We start from the raw sequence: 13666 nt of genomic DNA, 5'->3' as shown, positions 1-13666 counted from the left end.
AGGCGCTGCCGTGGCCGACGTCGAGCACACCATCGGACTGCTGCTGGGCACCGAGGACGACTGGCCACGCGCCTTCGAGTCACTGCTGCGCCGGCTCGGCACGGTCACCGCGGCGGACGGGCGCACGCACCGGACCCGCCCGGTCCGGGTCACCATCGAACCGTTCAACCTGCGCGACAAGCCACAGCACGAGCTGGTCATCGACCGGCTGGCGTACTGGTACTACCACCCCCGGGAGTGGCTCAAGAAGATCGCCCTGATGGACGGGGTGTACCTGCTGAACAGCCCGTTCACGTTCCAGTCGATGGAGAAGCACGCGGCGTACTGCGCGATGATGCGGCTCGGGCTGAAGGTGCCGGAGACGGTGCTGGTGCCGTTCAAGAACCCGCTGGACAACTCCCGGTGGGCGTACACGGCGGCGCGCTACAACGAGCCGTTCGACCTGGAGGCGACGGCCGCGTCGATCGGCTACCCGCTCTACATGAAGCCGTACGACGGCGGCGCCTGGGTCGGCGTCTCCAAGATCCGCAATGTGGACGAGCTGCACGCCGCGTACGACGCGTCCGGTGAGCGGCTGATGCACCTGCAGGCGTCGGTCGAGGACTACGACGTGTTCGCCCGCTCGCTGACCATCGGCCCGGAGACGATGGTCATGCGGTTCCGCCCGGACCAGCCGATGCACGCCCGGTACGAGGTCGACCACCACTTCCTCTCCCCCGGCGCCGGTGACGAGGTGGTGACCATCTCGCGGCTGGTGAACGCGTTCTTCCGCTGGGAGTTCAACTCGTGCGAGTCGCTGGTGCGCGGCGACGAGGTGCACCCGATCGACTACGCGAACGCCTGCCCGGACGTGGCGCTGACCTCGCTGCACTACTACTTCCCGTGGGCCATGACGGCGCTGCTGCGCTGGACGGTGTTCTGCGTGGTGACCGGCCGGCGGATGCGCCTGGACACCGACCTGGCGGGCTACTTCGCGGTGGCCGATGATCCGGATCGGTCGTACCAGGAGAAGCTGGCCGGCTATCGGGAGCTGGCCGACCGGTACTTCGAGGTGGACCGGTACCGCGAGTTCTGCGACGAGCACCTGAGCGACGTGGACGAGATCGTCTACGACTGGGTGACCTCGGAGGAGTTCCGTTCACTGCTGCGCGAGACGGTCCGGGCGACCTACCCGGTGCACGAGCACGAGAAGTTCCTGGCGCACTTCGGTGGCCTGATCGACGCCTGGATCCGGGACCAGGGGCGTTGACGCGGTAACCGGCATGTCATCAGTATGTTTCCATGTATCTCTGGGAGCGCTCCCGCGCCACCGCCGCTTTCGCGGCAATCCTCCTGATCGGCGCCGCCGCGCCGGCACGAGCAGATGAAGTCGAGCAGGTCGTCAACGGCGGATTCGACGGCACTGCCGACCCGTTCTGGTCCACCGCCGGCATGCCGATCGCGCTGACCGACGGCCGGGCCTGCGTGGACGTGCCCGGCGGCACCACCAACCGCTGGGACGCCGCGATCGGGCAGAACGACATCAGCCTGGTCGCCGGCGAGACGTACCGGTTCAGCTTCGACGCGTCCGGGGACGCCGGGCACGTCGCCCGGGCGATCACCGGGCTCGCCGTGAGCCCCTACGACACGTATTTCGAGCAGTCGCCGGTGCTCGGCGACGTGCAGCACTACTCGTACACGTTCACCGCCTCGGCCAGCACCGAGCAGGGGCAGGTCGCGTTCCAGATCGGCGGCAGCGCCGAGCCGTGGCACTTCTGCGTGGACAACGTGTCGCTGGTCGGTGGCGTGCCGCCGGAGGTCTACGTGCCGGACACCGGGCCGCGGGTGCGGGTCAACCAGGTCGCCTACCTGCCGTCCGGGCCGAAGGGCGCCACGCTGGTCACCGACGCGACGACCGCGCTGCCCTGGCAACTCAACGACAAGAACGGAAAAATAGCATTTAAGGGTACGACGCAGCCGCGCGGCATCGACGTGAGCTCCGGCCAGAACGTGCACTCCATCGACTTCAGCCGGTTCGCCGGAAAAGGCGCGGGCTACACCCTGACCGCGGACGGCGAGACGTCCCGCCCGTTCGACATCGACGGCAAGGCCTACGAGAAGCTCCGCGCCGACGCGTTGAAGTTCTACTACACCCAGCGCTCCGGCATCGCCATCCGTGACGACCTGCGCCCCGGGTACGGCCGCGCGGCCGGCCACGTCGACGTCGCCCCGAACCGGGGTGACGGCACCGTGCCGTGTCAGGCCGGCGTCTGCGACTACACCCTGGACGTGCGCGGCGGCTGGTACGACGCCGGCGACCACGGCAAGTACGTCGTCAACGGCGGGATCTCGGTCTGGGAGCTGCTCAGCGAGTACGAGAACTCCCACGCCGTACGAAAAATCGATCTTCAAATCCCGGAGAGCGGGAACCGGACGCCGGACATCCTCGACGAGGTGCGCTGGGAGCTGGACTTCCTGCTGAAGATGCAGGCGCCGGACGGCCAGGTGCACCACAAGATCCACGACCAGGCGTGGACCGGGCTGCCGCTGCTGCCCGACCAGGATCCGCAGCCGCGTGAGCTGCACCCGGTCTCCACCGCGGCGACGCTGAACCTGGCCGCCACCGCCGCACAGGCCGCACGGATCTACGCCAGGTTCGACGCGGCGTTCGCGGCCCGGGCGCTGGCCGCCGCGCGGCGCGCCTACGTCGCCGCCAGGACCAACCCGATCTCGTACGCACCGGAGAGCGACGGCGTGGGCGGTGGCGCCTACAACGACAGCAAGGTCACCGACGAGTTCTACTGGGCGGCCGCCGAGCTCTACCTGACCACCGGCGAGAAGCGGTACGCCACCGACGTGCTCGCCTCGCCGGAGCACACCGCCGACTCGTTCGGCTCGGGTGCCTTCGACTGGGCCTCCACCGGCGCGGCCGCCAAGCTCGACCTGGCCCTGCTGCCCAACCGGTTGCCCGGCCTGAAAACGGTCAAGGCCCAGGTCGCGGCGGGTGCGGACAAGTACCTGGCGATCCAGAAGGCCCATCCCTACGGCGTCGCCTACGCCCCGGCGAACAACATGTGGGACTGGGGCTCGGCCAGCATCGTGGCCAACAACCTCGTGGTGCTCGCCGCCGCACACCAGCTGACCGGCCGCGACCGGTACCGCGACGGCGTGCTCACCGGCCTCGACTGGCTGCTCGGCCGCAACGCCCTGAACATCTCGTTCGTCACCGGGTACGGCGAGGTCAACGCGCAGAACGAGCACAGCCGCTGGTACGCCCACCAGCTCGACCCGGCGCTGCCGCACCCGCCGGTCGGCAGCCTGGCCGGCGGCCCGAACTCGTCGATCCAGGACCCGCTCGCCCAGGAGAAGCTGGCCGGCTGCGTCGGGCAGTTCTGCTACATCGACGACATCCAGTCCTGGTCCACCAACGAGCTGACCGTCAACTGGAACGCGGCCCTGGCCCGGCTCAGCGGATACGTCGCCGAACTGCACTAGCTCGACGCGGATGGACCGCCGGCCATCCCGGCCGGCGGTTCAGAAGCCGAAGTTGCGGGTCCCGGTCAGGCCGAGCACCTCGGTCAGACCGGTGATCCGCAGCTGCCCGTGCACGAAGTCACTCGGGTTGCGCAGCTCGAACCGGGTGCCGATGTCCCGGGCCGCGCGCTGCCCGGCGACCAGGGCGCCGATCCCGACCGAGTCCATGAAGGTGACGAAGGTCAGATCGACAACGATCAGCGCCGGACGGTCCCGCTGGAGCGTCTCCAGCAGCACGTCGCGCAGCGACTCGACGGTGGACGTGTCCAGGCTGCCCCGCACGTCGACGACCATGGTGCCGTCGGCCTGCCGCCGTGTCGTCATCACGGCCTCGCCCATCACGACCTCGCCCACCGCGCCACTTGAGAGCCGGGCGATTTGCCCGATCTATCCACCGTACCCGTCACGCCGTACCCCTCGCAGGCTGCCGCGCGGTTTGCCGCAGGCGGCGCACAACCCGTACGCCATGGCGTTTTTCACCCACCGCGTGGGACGCGCGGCAACCCGGGCGACCGAAGTTCACACATCGCGCTGATCCGATCACTGTCCGCCTTGCGGCGAGCCGGACCCGGGACCACGGTGATCTGAAGCCGTGGAAGGGGGCGCAGCATGGCCAAGTCGGGGTTGTTCGCGATCCGGGACGTCGGATCGCTGATCCACGAGACAGCGGAAGAGGGCACCGAGCTCAAGAAGGCGGTCGGTGTCGTCCAGCTGACCGCGATGGGCGTCGGCGCGATCATCGGTACCGGCATCTTCGTGGTGATCGGCAAGGGCTCCGGGATCGCCGGTCCGGCCGTCGTGCTGTCGTTCGCGCTGGCCGCGGTGGCCTGCGTGTTCTCCGCGCTCTCCTACGCCGAGCTGGCGTCCTCGATCCCGGTCTCCGGCAGCGCGTACACGTACACCTACGCGACCATGGGCGAGATCGTCGCCTGGATCATCGGCTGGGACCTGATCCTGGAGTACGGCGTCTCGGTGGCCGGCATCGCGATCGGCTGGGGTGGCAACCTGAACGCGTTCCTGGACGCCGCGTTCGGTGTCGCGCTGCCGGACGCCATCAGCAAGTCACCGGAGGACGGCGGGGTGGTCAACCTGCCCGCGGTGTTCATCGTGCTGGCCATCACGCTGCTGCTGATCCGCGGCGTGACCGAGAGCGCCCGGGCCAACCTGGTGATGGTCGTGGTCAAGCTGGTCGTGCTGATCTTCTTCCTGGCGGTGGCGTTCGCGAACTTCAGCACCGGCAACTTCCACCCGTTCGCCCCGGCCGGCGCGGACGGGGTGACCGCGGCCGCGGCGATCATCTTCTTCGCGTACATCGGGTTCGACGCGGTCTCCACCGGCAGCGAGGAGGCCCGCAACCCGGCCCGTGACCTGCCCTGGGCGATCATCGGTTCGCTCGGCATCTGCACGGTGTTCTACATCCTCACCGCGGTCGGCGCGCTCGGCATCGCCAGCCCGGACCAGATGAAGGACAGCGACGCGCCGCTCGCCGCGGCCCTCGACCAGGGCGCCGGGATGAGCTGGGCGGCCGGGATCCTGGCGCTCGGCGCGGTCGTCGCGATCACCAGCGTGGTCCTGGTGATCTTCTACGGCCAGACCCGGATCTTCTTCGCGATGTGCCGGGACGGCCTGCTGCCGCGCCGGATGGCCAAGGTCAACCCGCGGTACGGCACCCCGGCCCGGCTCACCATGGTGCTCGGGGTGCTGATCGCGGTGCTGGCCGCGCTGATCCCGCTCGGCACCATCGTGGAGCTGGTCAACATCGGCACGCTGTTCGCGTTCGTGCTGGTCAACATCGGGGTGATCGTGCTGCGGCGGACCAAGCCGGACATGCCCCGGCCGTACCGGGTGCCGTGGTCGCCGGTGCTGCCGGTGATCGGGATCGGGTTCGCCGTCTACCTGATGTCCGACCTGCCACTGGACACCTGGATCCGGTTCGGGGTGTGGCTCGTCGCCGGCCTGGTCATCTACGCCCTCTACGGCTACCGGCACTCCCGGCTCCGCCAGGAAGCGGCCGCCGCCCCTTCGGCCGCCCGCCCCGAGGACGATCCGTCATGACCGCCCCGGTGATCGTCGGCGTGGACCACCGCCCGGGCTCGCGCGACGCGCTCGCCCTGGGCCGCTGGCTCGCCGACGTCCGGCAGGTCCCGTTGATCGTCGCGGTGGTCCACCCGGCGCCGTCCGCGATCGGCTCCGGCCGGGTGGACGCCGAGTGGATCGCCGACCGGCACCGGGCCGCCGAACGGGTGCTGGACGAGGCCCGTGCCGCGTTGAAGGATCCGCCCGGCGTCGAGTACCGCAGTGTGGCGTCCAGCTCGGCCGCGCACGGCCTGCACGACCTGGCCGAGCAGACCCGTGCGGTGGCGATGGTGATCGGCTCGGGCCCGGCCGCACCCGGGCGGCTCTTCGCCGGCAGCACCGCGGAACGGCTGCTGGCCGGCAGCGGCTGCCCGGTGGCGGTCACCCCGGCCGGCGGCGGCACGGCGCCCGGCGCGCTCGGCCGGATCGGGGTCGCCTACGTGGACACCCTGGACGGCCGGGCCGCCCTGGACGCGGCCGCCGAGCTGGCCCGGCGCACCGGCAGCACGTTGCTGCTGGTCACCGTGGTGGCCGCCGGGGACGCGGCGCTGCCGTTCCTGATCGGTGACGACGCCGAGCGGGCGTTCCTGGACACCGCGCGGGAGACGTACGAGGAGGCACTGCGCCGGGCGGCCGCGAGCGTGCCGGACGTGCCGGTGGAGTGGTCGGTGCGCTCCGGTGACGTGGTCGAGGAGTTGGCCGGGCTGACCGAGGTGGACCTGCTGTTCTGCGGGTCCCGCGGATACGGTCCGGCCCGGCGGGTGCTGGTCGGCGGGGTGTCCGGGCGGCTGCTGCGCCGGGCCGGGCGGCCGTTGGTGGTCGTCCCCCGGGCGTGACAGGACGTCAGATGTCGGCGCGGTGCCGGCCGGCGTGTTCGGGCTGCTCGACCGGCACGACCGTCTCCACCGGCACGATCCCTCCGGCGGCATCCGGCACGGCCGGCAGACCGGTGTAGGTCGGCTCGACCGCCGCCTGCTCGTCCCAGGCCGGCACCGGCTGCTCCAGCCCGGACAGGTCGGAGAGCGGCACGTAGACCCGCGCGTCCACCGCCTCGGCCAGCAGCAGCGCCGCGACCAGCGCGGTGGGCCGCTCGGCCGGATCCCGGCGCAGGCAGCGGAAGCACAGGTCGAGCACCTCGGGCGGCAGCCCGTCCAGGTACGGCAGCGGCTCCGGGTCCCAGTAGCGCTGGGCGTGGATCAGCTCGGTGTGCGACTTCGTGGTCCACGGGAGCCGGCCGGCCAGGCAGTGGTAGAGCAGCGACCCGAGGCCGAACATGTCCGAGGCCGGGCTGGCCGGGAGGCCGTCGAAGCGTTCCGGGGCGACGTACGCCGGGGTGCCCATCACCGGGCCGTCCGGGTCCGCCTCGGGCTGGCCGATCGCCGCGGCGATGCCGAAGTCGAGGACCTTCGCGCCGCTCGGGGTGAGCATCACGTTCGCCGGTTTGATGTCGCGGTGCACCACCTGCTCGGCGTGCGCGGCGGCCAGCGCGGCCGCCACCTCGGCGCAGATCCGCACCCCGATCCGCCAGTCGAGCGGGCCGTCGCGCAGGTGCTGGCTCAGCGTCTGCCCCTCGACCAGCTCCATCACGATGTACGGCACGTCGAGCCGGCCGGGCATCGGCGAGGTGCCGAAGTCGTGCACGCCGGCCACGTTGGGGTGCGCCAGCCGGGCCGCCGACCGCGCCTCGGAGCGGATCAGCTCGATCCCGGCCTCGCCGAGGGTGCCCTGCACCGCCGGGGCCATGATCTTGACGGCGACCGGCCGGTCGAGGACCTGGTCGTGCCCGAGCCACACCTCGGACATGCCACCGAGACCGATCCGGTTCACCAGCTGATACCGCCCGCCCAACACCCGCACGGCATCCCCTCTCACGAGACCACGTTCATCGGTCGCGCGGCTGGCCAGGTCCATACCCAGATCACCCGGCCACAAACGTGATCCTCGGCGCCGCGTCCACCGGAGGAGTGAACCCGGCGAGGGCAAAAAACATGGCGGGACCGGGCCTTGTGAGACCGATCCCGCCATCGACCGTGCCGCTTGTGGGCGAGCACCTGACGTCAGGGACGACGCTAAGCCACCCGTCGTCGACGCCCGCGACCGACCCCACCGAGAGTGACGGCCCTTACAGCCCTCAACGGTCCTGAGCAGGCATTCAGGTCGCGTTCGTCATCACCCTCCGCGATCAGACCTTCTCGGTACGGAGATCGTGCGCCCCGTCCGCCCGGGTCGCCTCGTAGTACAGCCGTCGATCCCCGTCCGGCAGCTCGACGAGGCTCAGATAGCGCAGCCCGTACGGCGGGTGCGGGCTGCCGACCGGCTCGTGGTCCTCCGCGGTCAGCTGGCCGAACGTGCCGTCCGGCAGCCGGGTGCCGCGGGCCACCCCGGTCCGTTCCTCCCAGTTCTCGCCGGCCGTGGCCCGCCCGTCGTAGGCCACCGTGATCTCGTCGCCGGTCACCTGCACCGAGGAGACCCGCACCCCGCGGGCGTCCCACTGACCCGGCCGGCCGGCCAGCGCGGTCCGCCGGTGGGTCCAGTGCACGCCGTCCGGGCTGGTGGCGTACTCGGTGGTCATCCGGTCGGCGTCGTCCCAGGAGTCCAGCGGGTGCACCGAGGCCCACAGGTGCCAGCCGTGCTCGTCGTGGTGCAGCACCGGGTCCTTCCAGGCGACCGTGTCGTCACCCGCAAGCACGGTCCGGGACGGCGCGGTGGCCAGGCCCTCCGGGGTGTCCGCCTCGAGCAACTCGACCCGCCAGTGCTTGGTGCCCGGGGTGGCGGCGCTGACGTACAGCCGCCAGCGGCCCTCCGGGGTGCGGGTCAGCGCCGGGCGCTCCAGGGACTCGGCGCCGAAGCGGTCCTTGCCCACCTCGGCCACCACGGTGAAGGCCAGCCCGTCGGTGGAGCGGGCGATCACGTTGGCGACGCCCCGGCCGGCGCCGATCGGCAGGCGCAGGCGGTACGCCAGGTACACGTACCCGTCGGCGGTGATCGTGCTCGGTGCGCCGGACCAGGCGCCCGGCTCGGCGCCCGGCGGCTCCACCACCACCGTGGAGTCTTCCCAGCTGGGCAGGGGCAGCGCGGTGATTCCGATGGACAACGTCGTCTCCCGGGGGTGCGGCCGAGTGGTACCGGAGGATTCTGGCATGACCTATTGGACTGGTGGGTTTTCCGAGGCGCGGGCGTGTCGGTCGACGCTGAGCCAGTCGTCGTAGCGCTCGCCGGTGACGTCCTGCAGCAACGCGATGTCCGCGGCGAAGTGTGGCAGCAGCGCGGCCCGCTCCTGCGGGGTGGTCACCGGCCGGGTGCCCTTCTTGCGGTGCAGCAGGGTGAGCAGCGGGCCGCGGGCGGCCAGGCGCAGCGGCACCGGGAAGCGGTGCCCGAAGGTCCCGCCGGTGCGGAGCAGGCCGCGCAGCATCCGGTTGACCGCGTCGTCCTCGACGACGTGCCGGTTCACGTTCTCCTTCGGGATCGCGGTGAGCAGCCCGGTGCGCACGCCGAGGAACGAGCAGACCCGGTCGAGTGTGGCGGCCGGCGCGTCCTTGAGCTCCCGGTAGCGCAGCAGCAGCACCTGCTCGCGCGGGAAGCGCTCGTAGAGGTGCTGCAGCTGACGGCCGTAGAGGCCCAGGCCCAGGTAGTGCCAGAACTGGGCCCAGCCGGCCGCGATCCGGGCCGGCTCGGCCCGGCAGGCGGCCAGGAAGTCGGCCTCCGGCTCGAGGCCGGCGTTCCACAGGTGGGTCCAGTTGGAGTGCGCCCGGTCCACCGGGTCGCGCAGCAGCAGGATGATCCGCGCGTCCGGCGCCAGCTTCTTGATCCGGTCGTGGGCGTCCAGGTCGTGCAGGTAGAACGGCGTCGCCTCGCCGAGCAGCGCTCCGGACGGCGCCGGGGCGAACAGCGCCTCGTAGTCCGCCCGGCGCCACACGTGCTCCTGGTAGGTCTGCACGTCACCCGGGCCGCCGTGCCCCGGTGGCGGACCGTCGGAGAGGAAGAACTTGGGCTCCTTGACCGCGGACAGGTACAGATCGGGATGCCCGGTCAGGGCGGCGTGCAGGGCGGTGGTCCCGGCCTTGGGCACACCGGCGATCAGGAAGTCGGGAAGTGACATGGATTCCCCCACGGATGCGGCAGTCGCGCAGCAAAGTCGGTCAAGCCTACAGAGTTTATAGGCTTTGGCGATCCCCTGGCGGTGACGTCACCTCGCCCGGGGCGACACCCAGCGTCGCCACCAGGCGGGACGCCGGAATCGGGCGCACTGCCCGGACGCACAGGTCACGCACTCGGTGCCGGCGCGGTAGTGCTCGTGCGCCGGGAACGGATGCCCACAGACGCAGAGCGGACCCTCGGCCGCCGTCGGATTGCTGCCCACGCCTCCAGCATGCCAGTTCACCTGCGACGACGCACTTTTTGACGGTGAGTCATCGGGCTTCGCGCCGCGAATACGAAGAGTGATGTCAGACCACACGACATATACGGACTTATCATCTATTCGTCATATCGATGGGCTTTCGCCGGTCTAGGCGGGTTTGGTCCACCCAATCAAAGGGTCACCGTCACTCAAAGTGATTGTGAACTGAATCACTGGACATCCTCTGAACAGGCTCTCTTTACCTACTCTCGCGCTCCAGCTCTGACCCGCTGTGACATGGGACAGCCTCGGAAACTGTTGACGCTACGTAATCCTTGGGTAGGTTGATCACCAGCAAGTGGCCGTGTCGAACCTGTCCGGGAATTCGCGCCACCACCTGCGTTGCCGCCCCCCGGAAGGGACCGACATGGAGCTCTCGCACGTGAACACCAACACTGGCAGTAACCGCACCCTGACACCCACCGTAAGCGTCGTCATCCCGACGCTGAATGAGGAGCGCAACCTGCCGCACGTGTTCGCGAAGCTTCCGGACCTGATCAGCGAGGTGATCCTGGTCGACGGCGGCTCCAAGGACCGCACCGTGGCGGTGGCCCGCGAGCTGCGCCCCGACGTGGTCGTCGTGCAGCAGACCCGCACCGGCAAGGGCAACGCGCTGGCCTGCGGCTTCGCGGCCTGCACCGGCGACATCATCGTGATGATCGACGCGGACGGCTCCACCGACCCGGGCGAGATCCCGTCGTTCGTGGCCAAGCTGACCGGCGGCGACCAGTTCGTCAAGGGCACCCGGTTCAACTTCGGCGGCTTCAGCCACGACATCACCCCGCTGCGCAAGCTCGGCAACGACGGGCTGAACCTGGTGGTCAACGTCCTGTTCAAGACGAAGTTCACCGACCTCTGCTACGGCTACAACGCGTTCTGGCGCGACGTGGTGCCGGCCCTCGACCTGCCGGACGTCGACCTGCCCCGGCCCGCCGACGGCAGCAAACTGTGGGGCGACGGCTTCGAGATCGAAACCATGATCAACATCCGCGCGGTGGCCGAGCAGCTCAAGGTCGGCGAGGTCGGCAGCACCGAGCACGAGCGCATCCACGGTCAGAGCAACCTGAACACGTTCCGCGACGGCTTCCGCGTGCTGCGCACCATCGTCAACGAGTTCGGCCGGGCCCGGGCCCGCCGCCGGGCCGGCATCGCGCCGTTCGCCACCACGCTGGCCGAGGCCAGCACCCGCCGGACCACCGACCTGCACCCGGTCGACCCGCGGGCGCCGCAGCACACCGGCGGGCGCCACGCCGCCGACCGGAACGCCGCCGACCGGCACGCCGAGACCGCGGCCAAGCCGGTCGGCGTCCGGTCCCTCGACGATCTGCGGGCGCTGCAGGCCCGAGCCCTGGACGACCGCAAGGCCTGACGGTCCGCCCCGCTCTCCCGCCCTCAGGAGCACTCCCCCCGTGAACCCCTCCCCGCTCGCGATCACGATCGTCGTGCCCACCTATACCGAGAAGCGCTGGGACTACCTGCTCCGGACGCTCGCGTCGGCCCGCGCGCAGACCCACCAGCCCGCCGAGATCGTCGTCGTCGTCGACCACAACCCGGCGATGTTCGAGCGGGCCAGGGCCGAACTGACCGGCGTCACCGTGCTGGCCAACGCGTATCCGCAGGGCGTCTCCGGCAACCGGAACACCGGCGCGGAGCACGCGGTCACGTCGCTGATCGCGTTCCTGGACGACGACATCGTCGCCGACCCGCAGTGGCTGGCCCGGCAGATCGAGCCGTTCGCCGACCCGCGGGTGGTCGGCACCGGTGGCGCCATCGTCCCGGCCTGGGCGGGTCCGGCGCCGCGCTGGATGCCGGCCGAGTTCCTGTGGGCGGTCGGCGGCTCGTACGCCGGCATGCCCACCGAGACCGCGCCGATCCGCAACGTCTGGTCGGCCAACATGATCGTCCGCCGGGACGTGTTCCTCGCGGTGGACGGCTTCCGGGTCGGCTTCGGCAAGCTCGGTGACCGCAACCGGCCCGAGGACACCGACCTCTGCCTGCGGATGAGCGCGGTCGGCGGCGGCCGCTGGATGTACGTGCCGAGCGCCGTCATCCAGCACGAGGTGCCCGCCGAGCGCGCCTCCTTCCGGTTCTTCGTGCGGCGCTGCTACGCGGAGGGCCGCGGCAAGGTGCAGATGGCCGGCCTGCACCAGAACGACCCGCTCGGCGCCGAGCGCAGCTACCTGTGGTCGCTGCCCAAGGCGTTCCTGCGCCACCTCGGCGGCGCCGTCCGCGGCCAGGGCCTGGACCAGCTGCTGCGAGCCGGCGGCGTGGTCGCCGGAGTCGCCGCGGCCGGAGTCGGCGGCGTCGTGGAAACCGTCAGCGCGCGCCGGTCCGCCCGGCGCCCCGTAGTGAGGCCCGCCCAGTGACCACCGCCCCCGTGTTCGACACCGACGCCGACTCGCGCCCCGCCGTGGTGCTCGACGTCGAGCTCTCCGAGCCGCTGCCGCGGGTCGCCGCGATCGGCCCGGACGGCCGCCGGGTCCACCAGGCCTGGGCACTGATCCGGCTGCACACCGAGCCGCTCGGCGCCCTGCTCGCCGACGTCCCGGAGTACGGCCTGAGCCCGGCCGACCTGGCCGCCGCGATCGACGACCAGCTCGGCGACGTGATCCGCCCGCGCCTCGGCGGCGCCGCGATCCCGACCGGCGGGTTCACCCCGGCCACCGAGCCGCCGTTCCTCGCGAGCCGGCGCACCGTGCTGGCCGCCGCGCCGGACATCACCGTGGTGGTCTGCACCCGGGAACGCCCCGGCGCGCTGGCCCGCTGCCTGGACAGCCTGCTCGCCCAGCAGTACCCGGGCTTCCGGATCCTGGTGGTGGACAACGCCCCGGCCACCGAGGCCACCGCCGAGGTGGTCCGCTCGGCAGCCCGCCGTGGCCCGGTGGAATACCTCAAGGAGCCGAAGGCCGGGCTGTCCTTCGCCCGGAACGCCGCGGTCGCCGCCTGCCCCGGGCAGATCATGGCTTGGATCGACGACGACGAGCTGGCCGACCCGCACTGGCTGGCCGAGGTGGCCCGGGCCCTGGCCGAGCACCCGGAGGCCGACGTGGTCTCCGGCGTGATCGTGCCGGCCGAGCTGGAGAGCCGGGCGCAGATCTGGTTCGAGCAGTTCGGCGGGCACAGCAAGGGCCGCGGTTTCCGGCCGGACGTGTTCGGGCCGGCCAGCGCGGACCGGCAGAACCCGCTCTACCCGCTGCCACCGTTCGGCACCGGCGCGAACATGACGTTCCGGGCCGGCGTGATCGAGCGGATCGGTGGCTGGGACACCGCGCTCGGCGCCGGCACCCCGGCGATGGGCTCCGAGGACACCCTGGCGTTCACCCAGGTGCTGCTGGCCGGCGGGACGATCGTGTACCAGCCGACCGCGGTCACCCACCACTACCACCGGCGGGACTTCGCCGGGCTGCAGAAGCAGATGGTCGGGTACGGGACCGGGCTGACCGCGGCGTACACCAGCCTGCTGCTCGGGCGGCCTGGGCTGCTCTGGCGCCTGCTGCGGCTCGCACCGACCGCGTACCGGGACCTGACCGGCAAGGACAGCCTGCGGGTCTCCACGTTGCAGGACGATTTCCCTCGCGAACTGCTCGGTGCCAACCGAAGGGGAATGATCGCCGGTCCCCGCGCCTATCTGCGGGGACGGCGGGCCGCCCGGGCCAAGCTCCGCCAGCACCCGTAAAC

At 71.2% G+C, this 13666-nt stretch carries 11 protein-coding genes; 7 read left to right on the top strand and 4 right to left on the bottom strand.

Translation table 11 applies throughout. The features are described from left to right. Positions 1–10: 10 nt before the first annotated feature. Both Apa02nite_RS32710 and Apa02nite_RS32705 read left to right on the top strand, forming a co-directional pair. Positions 11–1249: an ATP-grasp domain-containing protein gene (locus tag Apa02nite_RS32710; protein ID WP_203828475.1), complete on the top strand. Its 1239-nt coding sequence runs from the start codon at positions 11–13 to the stop codon at positions 1247–1249. Between the two features lie 32 nt (positions 1250–1281). Continuing rightward, positions 1282–3474 (top strand): glycoside hydrolase family 9 protein, encoded by a 2193-nt coding sequence (locus Apa02nite_RS32705; protein WP_203828474.1) that lies wholly within the window; start codon positions 1282–1284, stop codon positions 3472–3474. 39 nt (positions 3475–3513) lie between these two features. On the opposite strand, the gene Apa02nite_RS32700 is transcribed toward Apa02nite_RS32705, so the two are convergent. Beyond that, entirely contained in the window at positions 3514–3867 is a 354-nt protein-coding gene (locus Apa02nite_RS32700; protein ID WP_239164724.1) for an STAS domain-containing protein, read from the bottom strand. A gap of 255 nt (positions 3868–4122) precedes the next feature. Between Apa02nite_RS32700 and Apa02nite_RS32695 the strand changes: the two genes are divergently transcribed. After that, complete coding sequence (locus Apa02nite_RS32695; RefSeq protein ID WP_203828473.1) at positions 4123–5568, top strand: amino acid permease; 1446 nt, start codon at positions 4123–4125, stop codon at positions 5566–5568. Then, positions 5565–6425, top strand: a complete 861-nt coding sequence (locus Apa02nite_RS32690; RefSeq protein ID WP_203828472.1) for a universal stress protein — start codon at positions 5565–5567, stop codon at positions 6423–6425. Before Apa02nite_RS32695 ends, Apa02nite_RS32690 begins: the two co-directional genes overlap by 4 nt. 7 nt (positions 6426–6432) lie before the next feature. Here the strand turns inward: Apa02nite_RS32690 and Apa02nite_RS32685 are convergent, their stop codons facing one another. From Apa02nite_RS32685 to Apa02nite_RS32675, 3 genes are all read right to left on the bottom strand, one after another. Continuing rightward, positions 6433–7446 (bottom strand): serine/threonine-protein kinase, encoded by a 1014-nt coding sequence (locus Apa02nite_RS32685; protein ID WP_203828488.1) that lies wholly within the window; start codon positions 7444–7446, stop codon positions 6433–6435. Positions 7447–7771: 325 nt separating this feature from the next. Further along, positions 7772–8683 carry a glycoside hydrolase family protein gene (locus Apa02nite_RS32680; protein ID WP_203828471.1) on the bottom strand — a complete coding sequence of 304 codons (912 nt, stop codon included), beginning with the start codon at positions 8681–8683 and terminating at the stop codon, positions 7772–7774. 51 nt (positions 8684–8734) lie between these two features. After that, positions 8735–9688, bottom strand: coding sequence for a sulfotransferase family protein (locus tag Apa02nite_RS32675; RefSeq protein WP_203828470.1), 954 nt, complete (start codon positions 9686–9688; stop codon positions 8735–8737). A 682-nt stretch (positions 9689–10370) separates the two neighbouring features. Between Apa02nite_RS32675 and Apa02nite_RS32670 the strand changes: the two genes are divergently transcribed. Genes Apa02nite_RS32670 through Apa02nite_RS32660 form a run of 3 tightly spaced genes read left to right on the top strand, consistent with a single transcriptional unit; the run spans position 10371 to position 13664 of the window. Then, the gene (locus Apa02nite_RS32670) at positions 10371–11357 is read left to right on the top strand and encodes a glycosyltransferase family 2 protein (protein ID WP_239164723.1); all 987 of its coding nucleotides are present in this window, start codon (positions 10371–10373) and stop codon (positions 11355–11357) included. 40 nt (positions 11358–11397) lie between these two features. Further along, positions 11398–12354 (top strand): glycosyltransferase family 2 protein, encoded by a 957-nt coding sequence (locus Apa02nite_RS32665; RefSeq protein ID WP_203828469.1) that lies wholly within the window; start codon positions 11398–11400, stop codon positions 12352–12354. Continuing rightward, the gene (locus Apa02nite_RS32660) at positions 12351–13664 is read left to right on the top strand and encodes a glycosyltransferase family 2 protein (RefSeq protein ID WP_239164722.1); all 1314 of its coding nucleotides are present in this window, start codon (positions 12351–12353) and stop codon (positions 13662–13664) included. The genes Apa02nite_RS32665 and Apa02nite_RS32660 overlap by 4 nt, the downstream gene beginning before the upstream one ends. Positions 13665–13666 lie beyond the last annotated feature (2 nt).

It is taken from the genome of Actinoplanes palleronii, from assembly GCF_016862315.1.
In the GTDB taxonomy this organism is placed as follows: Bacteria; Actinomycetota; Actinomycetes; order Mycobacteriales; family Micromonosporaceae; genus Actinoplanes; species Actinoplanes palleronii.
Note: the sequence above shows the minus strand (reverse complement) of the source record. Positions and strands in the feature narration are given on the sequence as shown.